Origin of the sequence: Pseudoflavitalea sp. G-6-1-2, from assembly GCF_012927185.1 — a bacterium.
In the GTDB taxonomy this organism is placed as follows: domain Bacteria; phylum Bacteroidota; class Bacteroidia; order Chitinophagales; family Chitinophagaceae; genus Pseudobacter.
In genome coordinates, this window is sequence record NZ_JABBGB010000003.1 from 38,526 (window position 1) to 64,271 (window position 25,746).

Sequence of the window (25,746 nt, forward strand, 5' to 3'; positions counted from 1 at the left end):
TTTTTATTGTAGTTGTCCGTATGAAAAAAGTAACTGTATTTTGGTTTCGCCGCGATCTCAGGCTTGAAGATAATAACGGTCTGGCACATGCGCTTCGGCAATCCGATCCCGTATTGCCGGTATTCATCTTCGATAAGAATATTTTAGATCAGCTCGATAACAAAGCCGACAGGAGAGTTGAATTCATTCATGCTGCATTGCTGCAGATGCAGGAGCAGTTGCTTGGAAGAGGCTCATCTCTTCATGTGCTGTACGATACACCGCTCGGCGCTTTCAGGCAGTTGCTGAAACAATACGAAATCACTGCTGTTTTTACCAATCGCGATTATGAACGCTACGCAATAGATCGTGATGAAGCCATCAGAACATTATTGCAGGAACATAACATTCCCTTTCAATCATTCAAAGACCAGGTGATTTTTGACCAGAATGAAGTAGTGAAGGATGATGGAAAACCTTATACGGTATTCACACCTTACAGCAGAAAATGGCTGTCGGTGCTGGCCAATAATCCGGTAACACATTATGATGATAAGAAACAGCGCAATCACTTTCTGCAGCAATCACCCATTACAATTCCTGGGTTACGATCGATCGGATTTCAAGCTGTTGACCAGCCATTCCCTTCGCAGGATCTTCCCAAAGCATTGCTGCAGCACTACGGCGAGAGAAGGGATTTTCCTTCGATAGCAGGCACTTCAAAACTCGGCGTGCATCTTCGTTTCGGAACTATCAGCATAAGAAAGATTTTGCAACAGGCATTACCGCTCAGCAACAGTTTTGTAAATGAACTGATCTGGCGCGATTTCTATCAGATGATCTGCTGGCATTTTCCGCAGATCGGGCAGGGGAGAGCATTCCGGCCTGCGTATGATCTGATCCGATGGAGAAACAACGAAGAAGAATTTGAAAAATGGAAAACCGGACAAACAGGTTATCCGATAGTGGATGCCGGCATGCGCGAACTCAATGCTACCGGCTTTATGCATAATCGTGTGCGAATGATTGTGGCATCATTTCTCAGCAAACACCTGCTGATCGACTGGCGATGGGGTGAAGCCTATTTCGCAGAGAAGCTGCTCGATTACGATTTCGCTTCCAACAACGGCGGGTGGCAATGGGCTGCCGGCAGTGGCTGCGATGCAGCGCCGTATTTCAGGGTATTCAATCCAACCTTACAGGCAAAGAAGTTCGACCCGGAAGGGAAATACATTTCTAAATGGGTGCCGGAAATAAATGATTTCGGTTATCCTGAACCGATAGTGAATCACGAAATGGCAAGAATGAGGTGTCTTGGTTTTTATAGTAAGGCGTTGAAGAATTCAGAGTAGCGGGTCCGCAGTCGCAAACTTGCTTACAACCTAACTATGATTCTCCAAAAACAATCCTGCATCACTCACACTTTTCTGATGCAGCTCTCCATAAATGCCGAGGAATTTTTTTACGGCTGATCTTCCATCCGCGCCTAATTCTAATGAGTAATCGTTCACATACAAATCGATGTGCTTGCGCATCACATCTTCACTCATCTCCTGCGAATGTTGCTTCACATACTCTGTTACTGAAGGATAGTGTGCAAATGCATACTCCAGGCTCTTTCTGATCAGACGATCTGCCTTTCGCTGCAACACCGGATCCAGCGTGCGTTTCATTACAATGCCTCCGAGTGGTATGGGATTATTGGTAGTGGTTTCCCAGTATTCTCCGAGATCGGCGATCTTCACTAATCCTTTATCCTGATAAGTGAAACGGTTCTCGTGAATGATCACTCCGGCATCAACAGTTTTATTAAGTACTGCATTTTCAATTTCAGAAAAGAGCAGGAATTTTTTCTTTCTCGCCTGCGGATAGGCCAGCGAAAAAAGCATATGCGCTGTGGTGTTTTCGCCGGGGATGGCAATGGTCATTTCTTCCACAGGTTTCACTGTCTCTTCGTTGCGTGTTATGAAAAGCGGTCCAACCCCTTTGCCCAATGCACCGCCGGCATTGAGTACAATGTATGGTTCAACAATCAGGGGCAGTACGCCGTAGCTGATCTTGGTGATATCGAGCTTGCCCTGCAAAGCCCATTCGTTAAGGGTTTGCACATCTTCCAGTACAGGTTCTACTTCGAGTCCTTCGGTATCGATCTTTTTGTTTACGAGTGCATCGAAAATGAATGTATCGTTGGGGCAGGGGGAGAAGCCAAGTGTTAAACGCATGATCATCAATTATTTTGTACAAACAGTTCGGGTTGCTGCAGTATTTCAATTACCTGTTTATTCAGTATGGCAACCGATTCTTTCAGTTTCCAGTTCTTCTTGTCTCTTTCGCCTACCATATTTGAAATGGAGCGAAGTTGCAGAAAAGGAATCTGTTGCCGCAGGCTCACATAATGGAATGCTGCACCTTCCATGGATTCAACAATCGCGGCATACTTTTGTTGCAGGGTTTGAATTCTTTGAGGGGAAGTAGTGATCTCATTTACGGTCACTGATTTTACAAACGGCAATTGCAGATGCGCCCAGTGTGAAGTGTATGGATTGAGCAGGCACTTTTCGGTGAATGGAAAAGCATTTGCTTCCTGAAATTGCATATCGAATACATCTCTGAACTGGCCATTTTCTTCTACTCCAAGGTCTCCGAAAGCTTCTTCCTGAACAATGCTGAGTGTTCCGGGAGGGCAGTTCAGCGAAAAACTTCCACCGATTCCGGCTTGCAGCCAGGCGGCAGGTTTTTTGTCGCGAAGCGCCTCCATCAGGCTGTAAGTGGTAAGCACCACTCCAACGCCGGTAATCAAAACACTGATTTGGTGATTATTTCCGGTACGAAAACTGTTTTTTTGCAGCCAATCCAGTGTTGGCGCTATTTCCAGCTGAGTGGCGGCAACCAGCATTATTTCCATATGAGCAAAGATAGGAGTTGTAAACCCATTAAATTGTACCTTTGCGCGGCAATTTAATGATCATCTATGGTGTATCTGACTCGTGTTGAACACTTTAATGCAGCCCATAAACTGTATAACCCCTCCTGGAGCAAGGAGAAAAATGAAGACGTATTCGGAAAATGCGCCAATGAGCACTGGCATGGCCATAATTATGAGCTGCTGGTGACCATCAAAGGCAATCCCGATCCCGATACCGGATTTCTGTACGATGTAAAGCAACTGAGCAAGCTGATCGAGAAGCATGTACTGGACAAGCTTGATCACAAGAATCTCAATATGGACGTGGATTTCATGCAGGGCAAGCTTTGCTCTACAGAGAACCTGGCCATTGCAATCTGGCAGCAGCTGGAGCCCCACTTACCCGCATCCGTACAGTTGCATTGCATCAAGCTCTATGAAACCCCACGGATTTTTGTTGAGTACTTTGGCAACTAAGGCAAACCTTTTATTGCAATTATCGTAATACATTTGATATGAGCCAGAAAGTAGCTGTATTCCGCAAGGAACATTTCAATGCAGCCCATCGGTTATTCAATCCTGATTGGGATATGGCAAAGAACGATGCGGTTTTCGGCAAGTGCAATAATCCTAATTTCCATGGCCATAACTATGAGCTTGTGGTGAAAGTGGCAGGTGTACCTGACCCGGAAACCGGCTATGTGATGGACCTGAAACTGCTCAGTGACCTGATCCGCGATGAAGTGCTCGAACAACTCGATCACCGCAATCTCAACCTGGACACACCATTCTTTAAAACAAAGAACCCGACTGCCGAAAATATCTGCATCGTGATTTACGAAATCCTGCGCGCAAAGATCGATCCCTCTTTCGATCTGCAGATCCGACTCTACGAAACAGAGCGGAACTTCGTAGAATACCCGGTGCTCTAACTTAAATTTCTAACAATGGCATACACCAAAACAGAGCAATACGAAGACAAGATCACTTCCGGACTGATCGAGAATTACCGCGATGTGCTCAATCTTCTCGGCGAAGATCCCCAGCGCGAAGGCCTGGTGAAAACTCCCGAAAGAATGGCGAAAGCCATGCAGTATCTCACACAGGGTTATCAGATGGACGCGAAAGCGATCCTCTCTTCCGCCATGTTCCGCGAAGAAGTAAGCGAAATGATTCTTGTAAAAGACATCGAGCTGTACAGCATGTGCGAACACCACCTGCTACCATTCTTCGGTAAAGCACATATTGCCTACATCCCCAATGGTCATATCACCGGCCTCAGCAAACTGGCCCGTGTGGTGGATGTATATTCAAGAAGACTCCAGGTGCAGGAAAGACTCACCACCCAGATACTCGATGCCATCAAGGACACCCTTCGCCCACTCGGCGTAGCAGTGGTAATTGAAGCATCTCACCTTTGCATGATGATGCGCGGCGTACAGAAACAGAACTCGGTAACCACCACTTCTGCTTTCTGGGGTGAGTTTGAAAAAAGTGAAACAAGAAGTGAATTCACCAAGCTGATTTCTTCCCGCCTGCATTGATAATTTTCCCACAATGAAACGGATGGTTACGGGTAACCCGCGCCAGACGTATGTTTGCAGGAAATGAAAATTTCGTATGCCACAAAGATTTTGGTTATATAAGTCCTTTGTGGCATTTTTGTTCGTCTAAACCCCAGGTACTTATGAAGCATGCATTTGTGTTTCCAGGACAAGGATCACAATTCCCTGGAATGGGAAAAGACCATTATAATTTGAGTGTTTTTGCCAAAAAACTGTTTGAACAGGCCAACGAGATTGTTGGGTTTCGTATTTCAGACATCATGTTTGAAGGCACTGAAGAAGACCTGCGTCAGACAAAAGTGACCCAGCCTGCAGTATTTCTGCATTCTGTGATCGCTTTCAAAGGCATCGACGGCACTAAGCCGGATATGGTAGCCGGGCATTCGCTCGGAGAATTCTCTGCGCTCGTAGCCAATGGCGTACTGAGTTTTGAAGATGGATTGAAACTGGTGAGCATCCGCGCTCAGGCGATGCAGAAAGCCTGCGAAATGCAGCCTTCTACCATGGCAGCTGTGCTGGGCCTCGAAGACGCCAAAGTGGAAGAGATCTGCGCAGCGGTTCAGGCGGAAACCGGCGAAATAGTAGTGCCTGCTAATTTCAACTGTCCCGGACAGCTCGTAATCAGCGGTTCCATCAAAGGCATTGAAATTGCCAATGAAAGAATGAAAGCAGCCGGCGCAAAACGAGCACTGGTACTGCCTGTAGGCGGAGCCTTCCATTCACCGCTCATGGCGCCTGCCCGCGAAGAACTGAAAGCAGCTATCGAAGCCACCACTTTCTATTCTCCTACCTGCCCGGTTTACCAGAACGTGGTTGCCAAGGCTGTTGTAGATAAGGAAGAAATCAAGAAGAACCTGATCGATCAGCTTACCGGCGCTGTTCGCTGGACGCAGAGCGTGCAGGCAATGATCGCCGACGGTGCCAACCGCTTCACTGAAGTTGGACCAGGTAAAGTATTGCAGGGGCTGATCGGCAAAATCGACAAAACTGCTACCACTGAAGGAGTTTCATAATAAGGGCAAATAGTTGACATTTGTCAATTTTTAAAACCCGAAACAACGTTTTTCAAGGCAAAACAGGTCAATCGTATGAATGAATAAATTACGGTTGGCCTGTTTTCATTTTTGGTACCAGGCCCTTTGTGAAGAAGGTGAAATGAAGATTGAAAAACAAAAAAGATCCCCAATGAGGTTTCGGTATGCTGTTTTGCTGTTAGTGGTACTGGCGCTGGCTGCGTGCCAAAAGAACGGACCAGATTCGCTGGAACGTACATTTTCGGCCGATGGCCCTTACCTCGGCGTTTGGATTGAAAAATCTCAGCGAAAAGACACACTTAATTTCGATACCCCCAAAGCACTCCTCGATCGTGTGCCCTGGAGGCCACCTTCCAATGCCGGCACTTTTATCCTGAGCTCCCAGTCGTATAAAGATTATGATGGCAGCGAGAGATCTCCTTCGGGCATATATTCATACTATCGAACAAAAGACAGTATTTACCTCTATAGTTTCTACAACGCTGCCACCAAATATACGGCTTATGAATTCCGGCTTTCAAACGATCATAAGTCGCTCGCTATAGATCACTTCTTTGAGCGGCCGGGCATTCCCGAAATGATCGAATTTGAAAGAATCCGTTAAGTTGATTATCGCCGCGGTGTTTCAATAGCGCCTTTGAAACGGTGCGTATTCAGCATTTGATTATGGTACGCGGGCATGATGCCAGATTCCGTTGAAAGCGGGCCAGATTGCGCGCCGGTAACGTAAGTGCCGGTTTTGATGTAATTGAGCGCGGCTGCGAGACATTTTTCGTTTACATCTCCCCAGTTCTTGTCAATTCCATCGTTCATCAGCTGGTCTGGCGCAAAACCTTTGTAGTAATTACCTTCTCCATTTTTGTTGGTGGTTTTTGAAGAAACCGGCAGTACAACCCAGCCCATCACAGGTTGAGGGAAGTAACCCACGGGTTTGCCGTGTGTGGTATCGCCTATGCGCCTAACCGTCATAAATGGCCGGAGGCTGTTGATCAGCAGCTCACTGGCCGAAGCAGTATTGTCTGTGGTAATTATAAATATCTGCGTGAGATTGAGTGAGCCTTTCTTCTGGAAGCGGACAGTTTCGTCGTATTGTGAAAGATTGGCATTGTGGCGCTCTACTTCCATGATCTGTCCGTTTGCAGAGTTTGGAGCCAGATAGTTGGCCAGTTCATCCTGCAAAAGCACATAGCCACCACCGTTATAACGCAGGTCAAGGATCAGATTGCTGATGCCCGCAGTAGTGAATTTGTTGAATACGTTGGCAAACTTCGCTTTGGTAGCAGTGGTGTCTCCGAGAAATGAATTGTACACCATGTAACCGGTTTTGGTAGCATTGGTGTTGTACACAGTATCGAGTACCAGTGGTTCCTCGGTGTAAGAGGCAGTGGTAAGATTTACAGTGGTATCGGCCTTCCCTTCTCTTGCAAAGACTAAAGTGATATTGTTGCTTTCGAACAATGCAGTAGATACGGCATTAACGTTGGCATAGCTTACATCGGTTATGTTATTGATCTTTGTAATGCGCCAGCCGCGCTGTACATGGGCTTTGCCGCCGGGAGACGCAGGCTCTACGTAGGTTATGCGAAGATCATTATTGGTGAGATACTTGTAGCCCATGCCATAGTCGAGCGAAATGCCCTGACTGAGATTGTCCCAGTCTTTTTGCGGCATGGCAAAGCTCCAGCGGTCTACAGGCTTATCGAAACCGGGTTCAATGCTGTAGGCTCTGATGGCTTTCATCACACCATCGGGATCAGTGTATTTGTGTGCATCGAAATTAGAAGGGATCTTATCATTCCAGAGATAGAATGCTCTTGCAAAATAGAGAGCAGAGTCTTTTCGCTTATCGTCCTCTGAAATATTTCCTCCGCCATCGTTATTGCTTTTGCTGCAGGAGGATATGATTGAAGTGATTGTCAGGGTTGAGGCTACAGCCCACAGAATTGATCTTCTCATACGTACAATTTGGTCTGTTAAGTTACCAAATTGTAGTGAGTTCTCATAATTCTACTGAGCAGTTGATCCAGCCCTGATCGAGTTTTGCGCCGTATTTCTTATAAAAATCGATGGCTGGTTCATTCCAATCGAGTACTTGCCAAACCATGCCGGTGAATTTATTTTCGCGGGCTTCCTGTAAAACGCGGTCGAAGAGCAGTTTCCCGAGTCCTTTGCCGCGCATTTCTTCTGTAACGATGAGGTCTTCGAGATAGAGGCGTTGCCCTTTCCAGGTGCTGTATCGGATATAGTACAATGCAAATCCATGGATGGTTTCTACGCCCGAAGGGTCGGTTGTGCAGGCTACAAATGCCCACCATACCGGGTTTTCACCAAATCCGCTCTCTTCAAAATGTTGAGGGGAAACGATTACGGCATCGGGTTCTTTTTCGTAAACGGCCAGTTCAACTACCAGTTGCATCAGCCTGGGGCAATCGGCCTTAACGGCCCTCCGGACGAAGAATTCCATGTTATCTTTTTTTTAATAAGCCCATTTGATCCAGGTAGCACCCCATGTAAATCCGCCGCCGAAGGCTGCGAGTACAATGTTGTCGCCTTTCTTCAGTTGTTTTTCCCATTCCCAGAGACAGAGGGGGATGGTTGCTGCGGTGGTATTGCCATATCGCTGGATATTGAGCATTACCTTATCGTGGCTGAGACCCATTCTGTCTGCTGTGGCGTCGATGATGCGTTTGTTGGCCTGGTGTGGAACCAGCCAGGCAATATCTTCGCCGGTGAGGTTATTTCTTTCGAGCAGTTCTGCGCTTACATCGGCCATTCCTTTAACGGCGGCTTTGAAAACGGTCTGCCCTTCCTGATACGCATAATGTTCTTTGTTAGCCACTGTTTCCATGCTTGCAGGGCGAAGTGATCCGCCGGCTTTCATGTGCAGATAAGGCTGACCGCCACCATCGCTTTTGAGGATGGTATCCTGGAGGCCTAAGCCATCAGTGCTTGGTTCGAGCAGCACACCTGCAGCGCCGTCACCAAAGATGATGCAGGTTGCGCGGTCGCTGTAATCGATAATGGAACTCATTTTGTCTGCACCGATCACTATTACCTTTTTGTAACGTCCGCTTTCGATCAGCGAAGCGCCGGTAGTAAAGGAATAAAGAAATCCGGAGCAGGCTGCGAGCAGGTCGAATCCCCATGCATTGGTCAACCCTGCTTTATGGCAAACCATATTGGCAGTGGAAGGGAATAACATATCAGGAGTAACTGTGCCTACAATTACGGCATCTATGTCGAGTGGGCTCAGGTTCTTTTTCTCCAGAATCTGCAATACCACCTGAACGGCCATGTCGGATGTGGCTTTGCCTTCGCCCTTCAGTATCCTTCTCTCTTCAATACCGGTACGGCTGCGGATCCATTCGTCGTTTGTATCTACCATTTTTTCCAGGTCGAAATTGGTCAGCCTGTCTTCAGGAACATATCCGCCTACGGCAGTTATAGCGGCAGTGATTTTTTGACTCATCAAAGCGATTTAGAATATGGAATATAATTATGGGTGCTCTAATTTATAAGCCGACAAATTTACGCTAAAAGTAGTCACAGTTCTACAAGTTATAATTTAATGGGTTTTTCCCTTATTTTCGCATTCATGATCGCTTTTATACGGGGTAGTTTCGTGCATAAAACACCTGCGGTGGTGCATGTGGAGGCCAACGGAGTAGGATACGAATTGCAGATCAGCCTGAACACCTACTCGGCTATACAATCCCTGGAAAAAGGGATGCTCTATGTCCACCTGTCCATCCGCGAAGATGCCCATATCCTGTATGGTTTTTCTGACATCGTAGAGAAAGAGCTTTTTCTGCACCTCATCAGCGTTTCAGGCGTGGGTGCAGCTACTGCAAGGATGATGCTGTCTTCTGTAAAACCCGATGAGCTTGTCATAGCCATCGCTACTGGTAACACTAAATTGCTGGAAAGCATAAAAGGTATTGGTAAGAAATCTGCTGAACGCATTGTATTGGAACTGAGGGATAAACTCAGCAAATCCAGGCTGGACGCAAATATTACGTCATCAGCATACAATTCGGTTGAGCAGGATGCGTTAAATGCTCTGATGGCGCTGGGCATTGCCCGTGCCGCCGGTGAACAGGCAGTTCAAAAAGTTATCAAAGCCGAACCGGGCCTATCCCTAGTAGAAGAAATAATTAAGAAAGCACTTAAAACACTCTAAGCCTATCGTCAGGATTTTCTACTTAACTAATTCTTGAGAAAAACAGATTGGCCCGAAAATTCAACCACCAAAATTGTGTAACAGCAGTTTGCCTGACTGTATTCGTACTGGTCTGCGCATCTGCCAGGGCTAACCATGCCCCATTTCAGGATACCAGCAGCAAAAAAACTGCGGATACCCTCAAATACCCTATTCATGACCGTAGGGGAGACCGTTACACCGCTCCACGCAAACGCACACTCGATCTCAGAGATCCCGTAAATATCTCCGACTCGGTGGTGTACGATCCAAAAACAAGGCAGTATTATATTATCGAGAAGATTGGCAACTTCTACTACAGAAAGCCAACCTATCTCACTTTCGATGAATTCCTCCGTTTGCAGGCTGCAAAGTCTGAAAACGATTATTTCAAGAAACGCTCCAACATTCTCAGCGCACTCAACAAAAAGATGCTTCGCCCAAGGATGAGCGTTACCGATAACCTCTTCAACCGCCTCTTCGGAAATGGAAAAGTGGAGATCAGGCCACAGGGCGAGGTGAACCTCATTGCCGGTTATCAGGGTCAGAATATCCGCAATCCGTCTCTTCCCGAAAGAGCGCGCCGCAACGGCGGTTTCGATTTCGATATGAATGCCAATCTCAGTGTAATCGGCAATATCGGAGACAAAATGAAGCTCCCCATCAATTACAATACGCTGGCCAATATGGATTTCGAGAACCAGCTGAAACTCGATTATACCGGCACCGACGACGAAATTATCCGTCGCATCGAAGCCGGTAACGTGAGCTTCACTTCCAAAGGTTCTCTCATCCCCGGTGCTCAGCAGCTCTTCGGTATCAAAACCGAATTGCAGTTCGGAAAGCTCTCCGTATCCGCTGTGCTTGCCAATCAGCGCTCACAGCGTCAGAGCATGACCATCGCCGGGGGAAGCTCCAATATGTACTTCGAGTTCAAGGCCAACGATTATGAAGAGAACCGCCACTTCCTGTTAGCCCAGTACTTCCGCCAGAACTTCAACAAAGCCATGAGCAAACTGCCGGTGGTGAATTCCAGAATTCAGATCCTTCGGATGGAAGTTTGGGTTACCAACCGAAACGGCTCTACCACCGAAACCCGCGATGTGGTTGGTTTGATGGATCTCGGCGAGCCATCACCATACAACAGCGCCAGAATTACCGGCACTCAGGGAGCACAATATCCCGCCAACGAATCGAATAACCTCTACAGCAGACTGATTAACGATCCGAGCGCGCGTAACCCTAGCCTTATCACCACGCGACTGAACAATATGGGATTGACACCCGTGCAGGACTTCGAAAAAACTTTCGCACGCAAACTCAATCCTTCAGAATATTATTACAACCAGCAGGTAGGCTTCCTTTCACTGAACCAACCGCTGCAGCCCGATGAAGTATTGGGCGTAGCCTTCCAGTACAGTTACAACGGACGCATTCTGCAGGTAGGTGAATTCTCACAGGATATAACACCCGATACCACCGCCAACAAAGGTGGTACCCAGAAGATCTTCTTCCTCAAATTGCTGAAAGCAACTTCGCAACGCACCAACCTGCCGCTCTGGGATCTGATGATGAAAAACGTTTACGCCCTCAAATCGAAAGACGGCGGATACCTTTCCAGCGTTACTCCGCAAGATTTCAAACTCAACGTTCTCTACGAACAACCCAGTCTCGGACAAAAAAGGTTCCTGCCCGAAGGTGATAAACCCGGCGTACCGATCATCACCCTGCTGAACTCAGACCGGCTCAATGCCCGGAACGACCCTATGCCCGATGGGGTGTTCGACTATATTGAAGGTTTTACCGTAATGAGCCAGCAGGCGCGAGTGATCTTCCCCTTTCTCGAACCTTTCGGTAAAGATCTGGGAGATGTGGCCTTCGCAAACAGTCCGCCTGCGGTGCGCGATAAATACCTCTACCTTCCGCTCTACGATACCATCAAGGCCATCGCTGCCACTTATGCGAACCTCGACAGGTACATTATCAGCGGTTATGCCAAGGGCAATTCAAATTCTGAAATTCAACTCAACGCATTCAATATTCCGCGCGGATCGGTATCCGTTACATCGGGTGGGCAGATCCTTCGCGAAGACATCGATTACACCATCGACTACAACGTGGGTACGCTCCGTGTGATCAACCCTGCCATTCTCAATTCCGGCGTTCCGGTGAATGTGCAGTTCGAGAACAATGCGAGTATCGGCATACAGCAGCGAAACTTCATGGGGCTGCGGCTGGGGTACCAGCTGATCAATAACTCGCGCGAGTCGCTGAACATCGGCGCAAGTATGGTGAGACTGAGCGAACGACCCTTCTTCACCAAAACGCAGTACAACGATGATCCTATCCGCAACACCATGTACGGACTGGATTTCAACTATCGCACCGAAAGTCCGCGACTGACGCGCTGGCTCGATAAACTTCCTTTCTACAGCACCAATGTGATGAGTACCATCACAGCCTACGGCGAAGCTGCATTGCTGAAACCAGGCCACCCGCCGCAGATCGGAAAAGGCAAATCGGGTCTCATCTTCATCGATGATTTCGAAGGAAGCCGCAACTCCATCGACCTTCGCTTCCCGCTCGTGAGCTGGGGTATTTCGAGTACGCCGGCCAACAATGGACTTTTCCCCGAAGCGAACGGTCGCGATTCACTGCCATATGGTTTCAACCGCGCCAAGATCGCCTGGTACAATATCGAACCGATTCTGCAGGACAAAAGAAGTGGCAACAACCCCGTTCGCGGATACGAAGATTTCACTGACCCGCGCATCCGCCCGGTGAACCTCACGCAGATCTATCCAAAGCGTACACCAGATCTTGGCCAGAGCCAGCTGGTGACTTTCGATATCGCCTATTATCCAACCGAAAAAGGTCCGTACAACTTCGATGCAACCGATGTAACTGCAGACGGCAAATTAACCAGCCCGCAAAAAAGATGGGGTGGCATTATGCGTGGACTCGATCAGGTTGATTTCGAGACCGGCAACGTGGAATTCATCGAATTCTGGATGCAGGACCCATACCTCAAAATGCCTAACAGCAGTGGTGGTCAACTCTATTTCAACCTCGGAAATATATCTGAAGATGTATTGAAAGACGGAAAACGTTTCTTCGAGAACGGTATCAGCGGCGCTGTTACCAAAACACTGGAAGATCCGGATACCAAGTGGGGTAAAGTGCCCGGCAACCCCATTCAGGTAACGCAGGCATTCAGTAACGATCCTGCAGACAGACAGTTGCAGGATGCGGGCTTCGACGGTCTCGTAAACGATGCAGAACGTGTGAAGTTTGCAGACTACCTGCAGGAGCTCGCCAATAAATTCGGCACAGGCAGCGCCATCTATCAGGCAGCGCTCAACGATCCTTCGGGCGACGACTTCCTCAATTACCGCGATGGCAAATACGATCAGACGCGTACGGGTATCCTTGGCCGTTATAAAAACTACAATGGCCCGCAGGGCAACTCTCCTGTTGCAACCGGACAGGCCAATGTAACTGCCTTCACCATGTATCCCGATCAGGAAGAATTCAACCGCGACAATACGCTCAATGAGCTGGAAGAATATTTCCAGTATCGTGTAGAACTGAGAAAGAATGAATTTGAAATAGGAAGGAACTTCATCACCGACAGTATTGGATTTACACCCAATGGCGGCATGGGAGAGAAATGGTATCTCTTCCGTATCCCTATTGCACAATATGAGAAGAAAGTGGGTAATATCCCCGACTTCAAATCTATCCGTTTCATCCGGATGTTCCTCACCGGCTTTGAAGATTCTGTAGTGCTTCGCTTTGCGAAACTCGAACTGGTGCGCAACACATGGCGCCGGTTCAGCTTCGATCTGGATACTACCGGCACTTACAAACCACTTCCTGTAAACTCGCCTGTTATTTTCAATCAGCTGGCGGTGAACGTGGAAGAGAACAATGCACGTCGTCCGGTGCCATACCGCACGCCACCCGGCGTACTGCGTCAGCAGGCGCTGAGCAATAACAACGTGAACCTGCTGCTGAACGAGCAGTCTATGAGTCTCCGTGTTTGCAACCTGCCACGCAAAGAATCGCGCGGTGTGTTCAAAACCATGAATCTCGACCTTCGTCAATATGGCCGCATGCAGTTGTATGTGCACGCAGAATCTGTGAACTCTTCATCGGATATCCGCGACAACGAATTGTATGCCGTGATCCGTCTCGGTGCCGATCTGATCAATAACTATTATGAGATCAAGATGCCGCTGAAGATAACGCCATGGTATACTTCCGATGCGGGATTGATCTGGCCTGCACAGAACGAACTCGATCTGGTGCTGAACCGTCTGATCAATCTGAAACTGGCGCGCAACAATGGCGGACAGGTATCAACCTACTTCAAACAAATTGATGCTGACGGTAAAGAATATGCGATTTTAGGAAACCCTAATCTCGGAGAAGTGCGGGTATTTTTCCTGGGTGTAGAAAACAAAAACAGGGAAGAAGCATGTACCGAAGTATGGTTCAACGAGCTTCGCCTCAGCGATCTCGATGAGAAGGGAGGATGGGCTGCACTTGGAAGGGTAGACATTCAGCTGGCCGATCTGGGTACACTCTATCTTGCCGGAGCTGCGCATACGCGCGGATTCGGAACCATCGAGCAGAGAATCAATGAGCGTTCGAGAGAAGATTTCCGTCAGTTCGATGTGGCCACCAATCTCGAACTCGGCAAACTGGTGCCGCAGAGCGCAGGCATGAGCATTCCGTTCTATGCGAGCTATTCGCAGGCGGTGTCTACTCCTGAGTATGATCCGTATGATCTCGATGTGAAACTGAAAGATAAGATCAAGGCAGCGCCATCGCATGCCAAGGATTCGATCCGTAAAGATGCGATCGATGTAAAAACCATCCGATCGTTTGCATTCACCAATGTGCGCAAGAACAATACATCGGGCAAGAAGCAGCAGATCTGGAGCATCGAGAATTTCGATGTGAGCTACTCCTATTATAAAGAAGAGCAGCACAATCCGCTGATCGAAAGCAATGAGCTGATCAGAGAGCGAGCGGGATTAGGATACAACTATACATCCACCCCTAAATTCTGGGAACCCGCGAAGCGGCTGATCAAGAGTCGCTCGCCCTGGCTGGCGCTCTTCAAAGATTTCAACATCAACCCGATGCCGTCGCTGATCGGATTCAGGGCAGATGTGAATCGGCAGTTCGGTGCATTCAGGCCGCGCAATGTAGGCGGACCGAAAGGCGGTCTCCCGGAGACATACGACAAATTCTTTACGTTCGACCGTTACTATAACCTTCGCTGGGATCTTACCCGCAGTCTCAATATCGACTTCTCTGCCGTGAACAAATCATGGATCGACGAAGATTCAGGAAGACTCGATCAGAAAGAGAAGAAGCGCATGTGGGATAATTTCTGGAAAGGCGGACGTACCATTTCTTATAACCAACGCGCCGAATTCTCGTACATGGTGCCGGTGAACAAGATCCCTGCATTGAACTGGACCACACTCCGTGCGTCTTATTCAGCTGAATTCAACTGGATCGGTGCCTCACTTATTGCACGCGAACTCGGCAATACAATGAGCAACCAGCAGCGTAAAGCGCTGGCATTTGAAATGGACTTTACACAACTGTATGCTAAAAGCAGGTGGCTGCGGGCAATAGAAGAAGAAGGCCCCGCTGGTCCGCGACAGCCGATGCAGAAAGATTCTGCCGGCCGCAGCAAACGCGATCGAAATGAACCGCTGCAACTCGGCGGTGGTGCCAAATTCGCAGGCAGACTTCTCACCATGTTCAAGCGGGCCAAACTTGAGTACTCCGAACAAGCCAGCGCTACTGTGTACGGATACACAGACAGTACAAGAGCGCTCGGTATGAACTTCCGCTCCGGAGCTCCCGGTCTCGGATTCATCTTCGGTAAACAACCCGATACCAGCTTCATCAGCTCAATGGCGCAAAAAGGATGGCTCTCTGCTGATTCAAACTTCAACTTCCAGAACCGTCAGGATTATACGCAGCGCTTCAATATCACAGCACAGTTACAGCCGATCCGCGATCTGATGATCGATATCACCATCGACAAACAATTCGGTAAAAACTATTCTGAACTCTACAAGGATACCACCGGAACCGGCAATCACTTTGCAAGGCTGAACCCTTATGCTGCCGGTAGCTTCCGTGTAACTTATATTTCATTCCAGACGCTCTTCAGTAAATCGAGTCCGAATGAAGTGAGTACCATCTTCCAGAAGTTTCAGGACTATCGGTTGATTCTCTCCAAACGACTCGCAGAGCAGAACCCGCACTGGAAAGATTTGCCGGATAGTAAGAAATTCCTTTCCGATGGTTATTACAATGGATACAGCCGCTATGCACAGGATGTATTGATCCCCGCATTCATTGCGGCCTATACCGGAAAGAGCCCTGAGAGCATTGCACTGATCAAGCAGAATAATCCGAATATCAGAGCCAATCCGTTCTCCGGCATTATTCCGAAACCGAACTGGAGGATTACATATACCGGTCTCACCAGAATCAAAGCGCTGGAGAAGATCTTCACCAACGTAACATTGACACACGGTTATACCAGTACGTTAGGCATGAACAGTTTCAGTTCAGCGCTGCTCTATCAGGATATAGGCAAGTATGGATTCCCAAGTTTCATCGATTCGGCCGGCAACTATGTTCCCTACTTCTTCATACCTAACATTACAATCAGTGAAGGTTTCGAGCCGTTGATAGATGTAGATATGCAGTTCACCAATCAGCTGACAGCACGTTTCGAGTACAAGAAATCAAGGCAGCTGAGCCTTAGTCTCATCGACTATCAGCTGAGCGAAACACGTTCTACAGAATTCACTATCGGTGCAGGTTACAGAAAACGCGGTGCGTTCTCCTGGATCAAATGGAAAGGAAAAGCGCTGGAGAATGATGCCAGCTTCCGTCTCGATCTGAGCGTTCGTGACGATATCACCACCAATAACCGTCTCGATCAGGTAGCCACGTTGCCAACCAACGGAGCGAAGACCATCTTCATCAATCCAAGCATTGATTATGTGATCAGCAACAGGGTGAATATCAAATTGTATTTCGAGCAGAGAAGAGTAACGCCGAAGATCTCATCATCACCACCCATTACCAACACAAGGGCAGGTGTGCAGATCAGGATCTCACTGGCACAATAAGAAAGAGAGAAAGCAGAAAATATTATTTACTATTTGCAGCAGGAGCTGTGCGCTTGAACAACATAACATAGCCGCACAGCTTCTTTTTCTTTTTATTCACCTGTACGGGTTTTATCATATGCATTTCGGTGAACTTGGGTACGTAGTCGAAGTTGATGATATTGCCATCCACATCTCCCCATTTGTTCTGTTTGTAGAATACTTCTTTTTCGCTGTAGTCGTACATCCTTACTTCGTAGAGGCGTGATGTAGGATCTCCGATGAATACGAACTGATACCAGGTACCCTGTTGCATGGGCATGAGAATAGGCATCTCGTATTCGCTTTCCATAGTCATGCTCGCTTCGCGGAGAAGACTAAAGCCACGGTCGCCATAAAATTGTTTGATACTGTCTATAGTGGAAGTGTATCCGCTGATATCGCAGCTTTGTTGACGAATAAGGTCTTGCTGCTGAGCGGTTGCGGCATTGAATGTAAAGAGCATAGCAATGCCGGCTATGAATTTCGACAGGGTCATGTGGTGCATACGTGAACGGTTTTGGACGGAACTTGGATTGGTGTTGTGTTACCTGATGTTACCTAACAAATTTACGCAAAACCGGGGTTTGGCCAAGTATTGACCAAAAATATCATATTTCAATAAATGAAACTATGTAGAGCGCTTGCCTGTAAATGTTTAAAATCTACTTGTTGATATAAATGGAGTTTGCCTGGGCAGTGCAGGTAAGTACGAGGTCGTTGATGCATACATGCGCGGGCAGGGTAGTAGTGTAATACACCACTTCGGCCACATCTTCTGCTACCAGCGGCTGAAAGCCTTCGTACACTTTGGCTGCCTGATTGGAATCACCTTTGAATCGGACTACAGAAAACTCCGTTTCTGCAGCTCCGGGGTGGATGGCAGTTACTTTGATGCCATGTCTCAGCAGATCGATGCGCATTCCTTTGGAAATGGCGTCCACAGCGTGTTTGGTGGCGCAGTATCCATTTCCTTTTTCATATACTTCTTTCGCTGCGGTGGAACCGATATTGATGATATGTCCTTTTTTCTCTTTGATCATGAACGGCAGCACGGCCTTGGTGGCGTACATTAGTCCTTTGAGGTTGGTGTCGATCATGGTTTCCCAGTCGTCGAGTGAAGCATCGTCCACAAAATCGCGGCCCAGTGCAAGCCCTGCGTTATTGATCAGCACATCGATGTTTTGCCATGCGGCGGGAAGTGATCCTATGGCGTCGAATGTTGCTGTTCTGTTCTGTATATCGAAATGGAGTGTGTACACTTCAACGCCATGCGTATCAGTAAGCTGTTGCTGAATTTCGTCGAGCCTTTCTTTTCTGCGTCCGGTAAGGATGAGTCTGTATCCGTTGGCGGCGAATTTCTCTGCAAATGCTTTTCCAAATCCGGAGGTTGCTCCGGTGATCAGTACTGTTTTTGGCATCACGGAAAATTTTGTGTCTGCAATCTACTCAAGAGAGATGGCAGTTGAAAAATTATTAGATAAGAACTTTCTGGCAGGCATCGCAGAAATCATAGAGCAGTTTATTTGAACGGGCTGTTTCTTCGAACATGCCCATATGGCCTGAGTGGCTGAGTATTTCAACCGATGAGAAAGCAGGTAAAATTGTCTGTGGCAATACCTGTGCGGGAGGCACGGAGTTATCAAATTCCCCGATCACAAAAAGTACCGGCTGCTCGATTCTCTGAAGCACCGCTGTTCGGTCCGAACGGCGCATCAAAGCTGCATGATAACTGATCAGGCTCTGACCGCTGAAGTCTGCATACCGGTCTGTGATCTGCTGTACCAGATCAGGATTGTTGTTGCGGGTTTCTTCTGCAAAGAGATTGGGAGTGGCTTGCTCCAGGTATTTTGCAGCACCATAGTCCTGAATAAATTGAATGGCGCGGCGGCGGATGATGATCCTTTCTTCACTATCTGCATAGGCTGTACTGTGGAAGAGCCCAAGGCCGAGCATCTTCTCCGGATATTTGTCTGCGAAGGTGAGTGCAACATATCCTCCCATGCTGTGGCCAATCACGATGGCTTTTTCAATATGTTCTTCTATCAGAATAGCGTTCAGGCCTGCTGCAAACATTTCCATCGACCACTCATAGGAGTCAGCAGGAGAGTGGCCGCTTCCCGGAAGATCAGGAACAATCACCGTGAAATGCTGCTGTAGAAATTCCTGCTGAAATGCCCATGTCTGGCTGTCTTCAGCAAGCCCATGTATCAGCACAACGGCCGTGCCCTTTCCCGCTTTGCGGTAATACCATTGCTGACCGTCGGTGGTGATGGTTTTTTCTATGAACATAACACGTTATTTTATTTGCTTCTGTAGAATGCCCGAACCAATATCAGGCCAAGGATCGGTGCTACTGCCGGGTTGAGCTGCTGTGGCAAAAAGAACCAGCAAACCAGCACCAGACCGGTTAACAGACAGACGATGCGGAAATACTTTCTTAACCAGATCTTCTTTGCTGCAAACATCACTGCGATGGCTGCTACAAAATGTGTGGGGATGGCCCAGAGCAGGTTGTAATTGGCTCTGCAAACCTCATCCACTCTGATGGCCCACAAGGTGGCCAGCAAAATACCCAGCACACCAAGGAAAAGAAAGAAAATGATGTCGAATATTTTGAGTGCACGGTTTAATCCTTCTTTATTCATCACCGACATGGCCGTGATGGCTATGAGCAGAATGGCGAAGAACATTACCGGAGAAATGGCCGTTTTCGATTCGGCAGGCAGCGGCGCTGCGGGCAATACCGTTTGCGTGCTGCTGATAAGTGGTGCATTCTTTACACCGATTTTGGCATTGTCCATTCCCTTCATCAGATAGTCGGGAAGAAACATGGCGGAGATATTGCCTGCCTGTTTATCGAGGTTTCCACCCAGCAGAATATCGATGCCGAGTTTGCTCCAGTACATGCCGCTCGAATCGAGGTACTGATGAATGAGGTTGCGGTAGGTAAGTCCTTTCGGAGGAAGCACATTGCCAAGTGTAACTGAATCGCCTGCATAACGGGTGATCATGTCACGCGCGCGGGAGGTACAGTTATCGGTGTAGAAATAATAATTGTAATAGCGGTTGGCCTCGGTGTTGTTTTCTTTCAGCGCTTCGAATAACGCTTTTCTGTTCTGTTGGGGAAGATTGAGCTCCTGCTCAATCACACCACGGCCTTCGTAGGAATATTCCTGTAAGAAATCACTAAAGGGATATGCGCTCAGTGCGTAGCGCATCAACCCTTTAGTGAATTTTGTATAGAACTGAGGATCTCTGTCGTCGAATGTGCCGTAGTTGAAAACGATGTCCATCGAACTGGCGCTGTCTGTAACCCTGATGGCTGTATGACCGAAGGTGGAGTACAACTGATCGCCGGGACTGCAGGTGAGCAGGCTCACACGCAGGCGGGAAGTGGCTGTATCTTTTCCGGTTTGTGCTTTGGCAAGTGACGAGCAAAGCAGGGTTATTATCAACAGTAATACCGGCGATATTTTCATGAACAAAGTTTTCGGGTTGAGGCTGATTATCTTCTGCTATAGTTGGGGGCTTCCCTTGTGATTTCGATATCGTGTGCATGGCTTTCTTTCATCGCTGCATTGGTGATGCGGATGAATTGTGCCTGTTGCAATGCTTTCATATCTTTTGCACCACAGTAACCCATACCTGCGCGGAGGCCACCTACATACTGGTAAACGATCTCGCTGAGGCTTCCTTTGTAAGCTACACGGCCTTCAATTCCTTCTGGTACAAATTTCTTGATATCGTCTTCTACATCCTGGAAGTAACGGTCGCTGCTTCCCTGACCCATGGCGCTGATAGAACCCATTCCACGGTATTGTTTGAACTTGCGTCCTTCGTAGATGATGGTTTCGCCGGGGCTTTCTTCGGTGCCTGCAAATACGCCACCCATCATTACGAGGTTGGCGCCTGCTGCGAGCGCTTTCACCATATCGCCGGTATAACGGATACCGCCATCCGCGATCAGTGGAACTCCTTTTTTATGCAGAACAGAAGCTGCTTCCATAATTGCGGTGATCTGCGGAACACCTGCACCTGCCACGATGCGTGTGGTACAGATAGAGCCGGGTCCGATACCAACTTTCACTGCGTCTGCTCCTGCTTCTGCCAGTGCGAGTGCACCTGCTGCAGTACCTACGTTGCCGGCAATCACCTGCAACTTCTTGAAGTTCTTTTTGAGCAGTTTGAGTGCTTCGATCACGCCTTTGCTGTGACCGTGAGCGCTATCGAGACAAACTACGTCTACTCCGATCTGCTGAAGAGCGGCAGCTCTTTCGAGCAGGTCGCCGGTGATGCCGAGTGCAGCACCTGCGAGGAGACGGCCATAAGTGTCTTTCACTGCATTGGGAAAACTTGACAGTTGCAGAATATCGCGGTAAGTGATCAGTCCCGCCAGGGTACCGTCTTTACGGATCACCGGGAGCTTTTCTATTTTGTATCCTTTGAGGATCTTTTCTGCTTTCTTGAGGTCGGTTCCTTCGGGAGCGGTGATCAGTTTTTCGCTGGTCATCACTTCGGCAACTTTGCGTTTGTTGTCGGTCTCGAAGCGGAGATCACGGTTGGTGAGAATACCTACCAGTTTGTTGCCATTGTCGATAATGGGAATACCACCGATTTTGTTTTCTTTCATCAGGCGAAGTGCATCGCCGATGGTGGCATCTTTATGAAGGGTGATAGGGTCCATGATAAGACCGCTTTCACTGCGCTTCACTTTACGTACCTGCTCAACCTGCTTTTCGATACTCATGTTCTTGTGCAGGATGCCGATTCCGCCTTCGCGGGCCAGTGCAATGGCGAGATTGGCCTCAGTGACCGTATCCATTGCTGCAGATAACATGGGAATATTCAGTGTAATACTCTTGGTGAGGTTGGTAGTGATGTTCACATCACGGGGCAATACTTGCGAGTATGCGGGTACCAGTAAAACGTCGTCGAACGTTAGACCATCGCCAAAAAACTTATTAGATTGGGGGGATTTTGTGCCGGGAGCGTTATTTATTCTTGCCATGTGCAAAGATATGGCGACAAATAAATATGGTCCAAAATATTTTTGTTAAAGCCTAAAAGTGGCTGTGGGTAAGGGTTTGAGATCAAATATTTACATGAGTGTTACTAAATCGTTACCGCAGTTTGTACCTTTTTCCGGGCAATGATTCGATCACCTGCATCATTTCGAGGTTGAGGAGAGCGCCTGCGAGTGTACCCGGACTAAGCCTGGTTTTAACCGAGAATTCTTCGAGATGGATGGGCTCCTGCAGCCGCAGCATTTCTACGAGAACGGTTTCCTGCTCATTCAGATCCGGGAACAGCAATGCCTTCGGTGCTGCAGTAATTGCAGCGGGTTCGGGTTTCTTCCATCCCATGGCATCCATCAGTTCTGCGGCATCGCTGAGCAGCATGGCCTTGTTCTGGCGGATCAGTTTGTTGCATCCTGCGCTCCCTGCATCGGTGATCTTTCCCGGAACTGCAAACACATCGCGGTTGTAGCCGTGGGCCAGATCTGCAGTGATCATACTTCCTCCTTTCACACCGGTTTCAATAACGATGGTGGCATCGCATAACCCCGCTACAATTCTGTTCCTTACCGGAAAATTATATTTATCGGGTTGTTCCTGACTGCTGAATTCCGTGATGAGTGCGCCCTGTTGCTGAATTATTTTTCTTGCCAATGCGGAATGCTCTTTCGGATAAAGGGTGTTCAGACCATGTGCCAGCACACCCACGGTAGGGATGTTCAGCTCAAGCGCTGTTGCATGCGCTACTGCATCGATTCCGAAAGCGAGGCCACTCACTATCAGCAATTCTTTACCGGCATGTTGCAACTGTTCGGCGAGTTGCCTGATAATAGTTTCTGTTGCCTTTTTCCCGTATTGCGAATTGGATCTGGTGCCGATGATTGCAATGGACTTATCAAAATTCAACTCCGCAGAACCTTTGCAATACAATATGGTAGGGGGATCAAAACAATGCAGTAATCTCTTCGGATAACCTGTATCATTCAAATACAATGTTCTTATTCCGTACTGCTCTATGAATTTGATCTCGCGTTCCGCTGATGCAAAGTCCCTGAAATCTCTGATAGCTCTGCCTCTTACAGGACCGATCCCTTCTAATTTCTCCAATACCCGAAGCGGCGCTCTGAAAATAGCTTCTGCAGTATCAAAGTGGTGAGCCAGGATTTTCGCCTGCACATTACCGATATTCGAAATAATCGAAAGCGAAATCTGATATAGTAAATCATTATTCATCTCAATAAAAATAAGAAGGTGGTTTGGCAAAACTGCGGTTGCTCTAAACCGTTATCTTAAATTTATTTAGACAAATCTGATTGTCAAATTGTTTTGGGAGCTCATTGAGTTTTGATATGCTGCAAATTGGCTATGAGAAAACCGGCTGCCAAATATGCCGGGCAGGGTTGTGTCTCCGATGAGGCTTGAGGTATGCAGGATTGAGCGGCAGTAATTCTCTTCTCCTTCCGTGCAACATATTTGAAGGCCGTATTTTCTCATAGCCAATTTGCAGTAACCCCGTGAAGGTGTAACAGGTAAGATACCTGCATTGTATTGTTGGAAATTATTACGGTAAGAATGACTGTCAGAGCACGCGGTTTATAAAATAGAAGTGGCTGAGGAGAAGTAGATCCATGACCCCGAAGATCCAGCATCACGAGTTGAATATTCAGCAATTTTCCACAGGCAACGGAATTAACTGTTACAGCTCAGGAACTGTTGCACCTTCACGGATTGGCCGGTGAGGGATATGGCAACTATGACCTTCAAATATGTTGCACGGAAGGAGAAGAGAATTACTACCGCCCAATCCTACATACCTCAAAGCCTCATCGGAGATACAACCCTGCCCGGCATATTTGGCGGCATCGTTGTCATATCCCGAACAAGGCCATCAACTCCAATCAACAAAATATTTACTGGCTGATCACCTTCAGTTCGGTCCGCCTGTTTTTAGCTCTGCCTTCTTCCGTTGTATTTTCTGCTACAGGCTGCGTTGCTCCATACCCCTTGAATGCGAGCCTTTGCTGCTCTATGCCATGGGCTACGAGATATTTCACCACTGCCTGTGCGCGGTTGTTGGAGAGCACCAGATTATCTTCGGCCTTGCCTACATTATCTGTATGGCCACTGAGTTGTATGCGGATGGTAGGATTATCGCGCAGCAACACCACCAGCTTGTCTAATTCTGAAGTTGATTCCGGCTTGAGATCATACCGGTTCACATCGAAGAACACATTACGCAATACCATGGTGGCATTCGCTTCGAGTGGTTGCAATGGAATATCGATATTGAAAACAGAATCGGTGTTATTGCTGAGTGAGAAATTCTCGGAATAGAAGAGGTAGCCTTTGCGGTTAACGTTGAAAGCATAGTCTTTTCCTACGGGAAGCGTTACCAGATAATGACCGGTCTCGTCTGTCTGCACTTTGCTCAGCACTTCCTGCGAAGCGAGGTCGGTGAGTTCAACAGAAGAAGGAAGTCCCTTTTGGGTTTTGATATCGTACACTTTTCCTTTCACCCACAATGTTCTTGCCGGACGAATATCCGAACGCAGTTCAAAAGTGTAGATATCCAGTCCGCCCTTGCTGTCGCTGCGATCGCTGGCATACCAGGCCGTTTTGCCATCGGCAGAAACTACCAGGCTGCCTTCATTCTCGATGGTGTTGATGGGATAGCCGAGGTTCACAGCTTTGCTCCATCCGCCTTTCGGCTGTTTCTTTGAAATGAAGAGATCGTCGCCACCATAACCGAGATGCCCATTCGAAGTGAAATACAACGTTTGATTATCGGCATGGATAAACGGACAGCTTTCTTCTCCCGGTGTATTGATCTCTGCACCAAGGTTCTCCGGTTCGCCCCATCTTCCGTTGGGCAGCAGGCGGCTTACGTAGAGATCACTTCCTCCAAATCCTCCTGCACGATTACTGGCGAAGTACAATTCTTTTTTATCTGGAGAAAGCGAGGGAGCAGATTCCCAGGCTTCGGTATTGATGCGTGGCCCAAGGCTCTCAGGTTCGCTCCATCCGTTGGAAGTGAGGTAAGAAATATAGAGATCGCAACTGCCGGCCCCTCCGGGGAAATTGCAACCGGTGAATATCAGCCATTGGCCATCCTGCGAAATATTCTGAGCGCCTTCATTGCTTTGTGTGTTGATATTGCCATTGAGCGGGTTGGCTTTGTGCCAGCCATTGCTGTTGCGCGAAGCGCCGAAGAAATCTTCGTTGATGCCATTGATGCGGCGGGTGAAAATCAGTTCCTTGCCGTCGATGGTGATGGTAGGATAGTATTCGGAGTCTTTGGAATTGATGCTGTCGCCCAGATTGGAAGGCTCGAAACGATAAGCTCCTAACGGTTTCTGCTGAGCGTAGTCGATGGCAAACTGATAGCTTTTCTTTCTGAACTGAGCCACCATTTTGCTTTTTTCATTGAGATTGGGAATGCCGAGAAAATCGTCTACGGCTGCAACCGCTTTCTGAAAGTCTCCCTGCCCGGCAAGATTGATGGAGTAGGGGAGATTGTAATCCCTGAAATAATTATTGTCGATGGATTTTGCCTTCTCGTATGCTGCAATGGCTTCTTTGTAATGTTTCATTTCGCCATGAATGCCGGCGATGGACAGCCAGGCATCGAGAAAGCCGGGGGCTTTGGCTACTGCACCTTCCAATTGCGTCAGCGCTTTGGGGTAATTGCCCGTATGAGCAATGGAAAGCGCTTCGTCATAGATCGCCACCACTTTCTTGTTTACCTTATCCGGATCGTATTGGGCATACGAATGGAGGCAAGTGGCCAGTGAGGCAATGATAATGGTACAGAATTGCTTGAAACCCATGACAGTTGTTTTTAATGTCAGTTCTCT

Annotated in this window: 20 protein-coding genes; 8 read left to right on the forward strand and 12 right to left on the reverse strand. The window is 47.9% G+C overall.

Annotated elements, in window-relative coordinates; translation table 11 throughout:
* Positions 1 to 20 precede the first annotated feature (20 nt).
* On the forward strand, positions 21 to 1,331 hold the full coding sequence (locus HHL16_RS17480; RefSeq protein WP_169426557.1) for a deoxyribodipyrimidine photo-lyase: 1,311 nt from the start codon (positions 21 to 23) through the stop codon (positions 1,329 to 1,331).
* Between the two features lie 30 nt (positions 1,332 to 1,361).
* Here HHL16_RS17480 and HHL16_RS17485 read toward each other — a convergent pair whose 3' ends face one another.
* Both HHL16_RS17485 and mqnB read right to left on the reverse strand, forming a co-directional pair.
* The gene (locus HHL16_RS17485; protein ID WP_169426559.1) at positions 1,362 to 2,201 is read right to left on the reverse strand and encodes a 1,4-dihydroxy-6-naphthoate synthase; all 840 of its coding nucleotides are present in this window, start codon (positions 2,199 to 2,201) and stop codon (positions 1,362 to 1,364) included.
* A gap of 5 nt (positions 2,202 to 2,206) precedes the next feature.
* The gene (gene mqnB, locus HHL16_RS17490; protein ID WP_169426561.1) at positions 2,207 to 2,884 is read right to left on the reverse strand and encodes a futalosine hydrolase; all 678 of its coding nucleotides are present in this window, start codon (positions 2,882 to 2,884) and stop codon (positions 2,207 to 2,209) included.
* A gap of 66 nt (positions 2,885 to 2,950) precedes the next feature.
* Here mqnB and HHL16_RS17495 point away from each other — a divergent pair, with 66 nt between their 5' ends.
* The 5 genes from HHL16_RS17495 to HHL16_RS17515 all read left to right on the forward strand — a co-directional run bounded on the left by HHL16_RS17495 (position 2,951) and on the right by HHL16_RS17515 (position 6,087).
* Positions 2,951 to 3,361, forward strand: coding sequence for a 6-carboxytetrahydropterin synthase (locus HHL16_RS17495; protein WP_169426563.1), 411 nt, complete (start codon positions 2,951 to 2,953; stop codon positions 3,359 to 3,361).
* 38 nt (positions 3,362 to 3,399) lie between these two features.
* The gene (locus HHL16_RS17500; RefSeq protein WP_169426565.1) at positions 3,400 to 3,816 is read left to right on the forward strand and encodes a 6-carboxytetrahydropterin synthase; all 417 of its coding nucleotides are present in this window, start codon (positions 3,400 to 3,402) and stop codon (positions 3,814 to 3,816) included.
* Between the two features lie 15 nt (positions 3,817 to 3,831).
* Positions 3,832 to 4,428 (forward strand): GTP cyclohydrolase I FolE, encoded by a 597-nt coding sequence (gene folE, locus HHL16_RS17505; RefSeq protein WP_169426566.1) that lies wholly within the window; start codon positions 3,832 to 3,834, stop codon positions 4,426 to 4,428.
* 143 nt (positions 4,429 to 4,571) lie between these two features.
* A complete protein-coding gene (fabD, locus tag HHL16_RS17510; RefSeq protein WP_169426567.1) occupies positions 4,572 to 5,462 on the forward strand; it encodes an ACP S-malonyltransferase in 891 nt (296 codons plus the stop codon).
* 172 nt (positions 5,463 to 5,634) lie between these two features.
* Entirely contained in the window at positions 5,635 to 6,087 is a 453-nt protein-coding gene (locus HHL16_RS17515) for a hypothetical protein (protein ID WP_169426569.1), read from the forward strand.
* Between the two features lie 5 nt (positions 6,088 to 6,092).
* Here HHL16_RS17515 and HHL16_RS17520 read toward each other — a convergent pair whose 3' ends face one another.
* Genes HHL16_RS17520 through HHL16_RS17530 form a run of 3 tightly spaced genes read right to left on the reverse strand, consistent with a single transcriptional unit; the run spans position 6,093 to position 8,952 of the window.
* A complete protein-coding gene (locus tag HHL16_RS17520; protein ID WP_169426570.1) occupies positions 6,093 to 7,439 on the reverse strand; it encodes a S41 family peptidase in 1,347 nt (448 codons plus the stop codon).
* Positions 7,440 to 7,482: 43 nt separating this feature from the next.
* Complete coding sequence (locus HHL16_RS17525; protein ID WP_169426572.1) at positions 7,483 to 7,947, reverse strand: GNAT family N-acetyltransferase; 465 nt, start codon at positions 7,945 to 7,947, stop codon at positions 7,483 to 7,485.
* Between the two features lie 12 nt (positions 7,948 to 7,959).
* Complete coding sequence (locus tag HHL16_RS17530) at positions 7,960 to 8,952, reverse strand: beta-ketoacyl-ACP synthase III (protein ID WP_169426573.1); 993 nt, start codon at positions 8,950 to 8,952, stop codon at positions 7,960 to 7,962.
* Positions 8,953 to 9,078: 126 nt separating this feature from the next.
* On the opposite strand from HHL16_RS17530, the gene ruvA reads away from it, so the two are divergent.
* Positions 9,079 to 9,663 carry a Holliday junction branch migration protein RuvA gene (ruvA, locus tag HHL16_RS17535; protein WP_169426575.1) on the forward strand — a complete coding sequence of 195 codons (585 nt, stop codon included), beginning with the start codon at positions 9,079 to 9,081 and terminating at the stop codon, positions 9,661 to 9,663.
* A gap of 47 nt (positions 9,664 to 9,710) precedes the next feature.
* Positions 9,711 to 16,856 (forward strand): cell surface protein SprA, encoded by a 7,146-nt coding sequence (gene sprA, locus HHL16_RS17540; protein WP_240966259.1) that lies wholly within the window; start codon positions 9,711 to 9,713, stop codon positions 16,854 to 16,856.
* A gap of 22 nt (positions 16,857 to 16,878) precedes the next feature.
* Here sprA and HHL16_RS17545 read toward each other — a convergent pair whose 3' ends face one another.
* The 7 genes from HHL16_RS17545 to HHL16_RS17575 form a co-directional block, all read right to left on the reverse strand.
* Entirely contained in the window at positions 16,879 to 17,382 is a 504-nt protein-coding gene (locus tag HHL16_RS17545; protein ID WP_169426576.1) for a hypothetical protein, read from the reverse strand.
* A gap of 157 nt (positions 17,383 to 17,539) precedes the next feature.
* Positions 17,540 to 18,295 (reverse strand): SDR family NAD(P)-dependent oxidoreductase, encoded by a 756-nt coding sequence (locus HHL16_RS17550; protein ID WP_169426578.1) that lies wholly within the window; start codon positions 18,293 to 18,295, stop codon positions 17,540 to 17,542.
* 55 nt (positions 18,296 to 18,350) lie between these two features.
* Positions 18,351 to 19,166, reverse strand: coding sequence for an alpha/beta hydrolase (locus HHL16_RS17555; protein ID WP_169426580.1), 816 nt, complete (start codon positions 19,164 to 19,166; stop codon positions 18,351 to 18,353).
* A gap of 11 nt (positions 19,167 to 19,177) precedes the next feature.
* On the reverse strand, positions 19,178 to 20,356 hold the full coding sequence (locus tag HHL16_RS17560; protein WP_169426582.1) for a DUF4105 domain-containing protein: 1,179 nt from the start codon (positions 20,354 to 20,356) through the stop codon (positions 19,178 to 19,180).
* 26 nt (positions 20,357 to 20,382) lie between these two features.
* The gene (guaB, locus tag HHL16_RS17565; RefSeq protein ID WP_169426584.1) at positions 20,383 to 21,885 is read right to left on the reverse strand and encodes an IMP dehydrogenase; all 1,503 of its coding nucleotides are present in this window, start codon (positions 21,883 to 21,885) and stop codon (positions 20,383 to 20,385) included.
* A 112-nt stretch (positions 21,886 to 21,997) separates the two neighbouring features.
* A complete protein-coding gene (gene dprA, locus HHL16_RS17570) occupies positions 21,998 to 23,125 on the reverse strand; it encodes a DNA-processing protein DprA (protein WP_169426586.1) in 1,128 nt (375 codons plus the stop codon).
* Between the two features lie 677 nt (positions 23,126 to 23,802).
* Positions 23,803 to 25,719, reverse strand: a complete 1,917-nt coding sequence (locus tag HHL16_RS17575) for an OmpA family protein (RefSeq protein ID WP_169426587.1) — start codon at positions 25,717 to 25,719, stop codon at positions 23,803 to 23,805.
* Positions 25,720 to 25,746 lie beyond the last annotated feature (27 nt).

Excerpts from the sequence above, each read along its gene's own strand:
- HHL16_RS17555 (WP_169426580.1), bottom strand. The coding sequence starts at position 19,166 with ATGTTCATAGAAAAAACCATCACCACCGACGGTCAGCAATGGTATTAC.
- mqnB (WP_169426561.1), bottom strand. The coding sequence starts at position 2,884 with ATGGAAATAATGCTGGTTGCCGCCACTCAGCTGGAAATAGCGCCAACA.
- HHL16_RS17480 (WP_169426557.1), top strand. The coding sequence starts at position 21 with ATGAAAAAAGTAACTGTATTTTGGTTTCGCCGCGATCTCAGGCTTGAA.
- HHL16_RS17515 (WP_169426569.1), top strand. The coding sequence starts at position 5,635 with ATGAGGTTTCGGTATGCTGTTTTGCTGTTAGTGGTACTGGCGCTGGCT.
- guaB (WP_169426584.1), bottom strand. The coding sequence starts at position 21,885 with ATGGCAAGAATAAATAACGCTCCCGGCACAAAATCCCCCCAATCTAAT.
- HHL16_RS17485 (WP_169426559.1), bottom strand. The coding sequence starts at position 2,201 with ATGCGTTTAACACTTGGCTTCTCCCCCTGCCCCAACGATACATTCATT.
- HHL16_RS17575 (WP_169426587.1), bottom strand. The coding sequence starts at position 25,719 with ATGGGTTTCAAGCAATTCTGTACCATTATCATTGCCTCACTGGCCACT.
- HHL16_RS17520 (WP_169426570.1), bottom strand. The coding sequence starts at position 7,439 with ATGAGAAGATCAATTCTGTGGGCTGTAGCCTCAACCCTGACAATCACT.
- HHL16_RS17550 (WP_169426578.1), bottom strand. The coding sequence starts at position 18,295 with ATGCCAAAAACAGTACTGATCACCGGAGCAACCTCCGGATTTGGAAAA.
- HHL16_RS17525 (WP_169426572.1), bottom strand. The coding sequence starts at position 7,947 with ATGGAATTCTTCGTCCGGAGGGCCGTTAAGGCCGATTGCCCCAGGCTG.
- HHL16_RS17545 (WP_169426576.1), bottom strand. The coding sequence starts at position 17,382 with ATGCACCACATGACCCTGTCGAAATTCATAGCCGGCATTGCTATGCTC.
- HHL16_RS17495 (WP_169426563.1), top strand. The coding sequence starts at position 2,951 with ATGGTGTATCTGACTCGTGTTGAACACTTTAATGCAGCCCATAAACTG.
- fabD (WP_169426567.1), top strand. The coding sequence starts at position 4,572 with ATGAAGCATGCATTTGTGTTTCCAGGACAAGGATCACAATTCCCTGGA.
- HHL16_RS17530 (WP_169426573.1), bottom strand. The coding sequence starts at position 8,952 with ATGAGTCAAAAAATCACTGCCGCTATAACTGCCGTAGGCGGATATGTT.
- HHL16_RS17500 (WP_169426565.1), top strand. The coding sequence starts at position 3,400 with ATGAGCCAGAAAGTAGCTGTATTCCGCAAGGAACATTTCAATGCAGCC.
- dprA (WP_169426586.1), bottom strand. The coding sequence starts at position 23,125 with ATGAATAATGATTTACTATATCAGATTTCGCTTTCGATTATTTCGAAT.
- HHL16_RS17560 (WP_169426582.1), bottom strand. The coding sequence starts at position 20,356 with ATGAAAATATCGCCGGTATTACTGTTGATAATAACCCTGCTTTGCTCG.
- ruvA (WP_169426575.1), top strand. The coding sequence starts at position 9,079 with ATGATCGCTTTTATACGGGGTAGTTTCGTGCATAAAACACCTGCGGTG.
- folE (WP_169426566.1), top strand. The coding sequence starts at position 3,832 with ATGGCATACACCAAAACAGAGCAATACGAAGACAAGATCACTTCCGGA.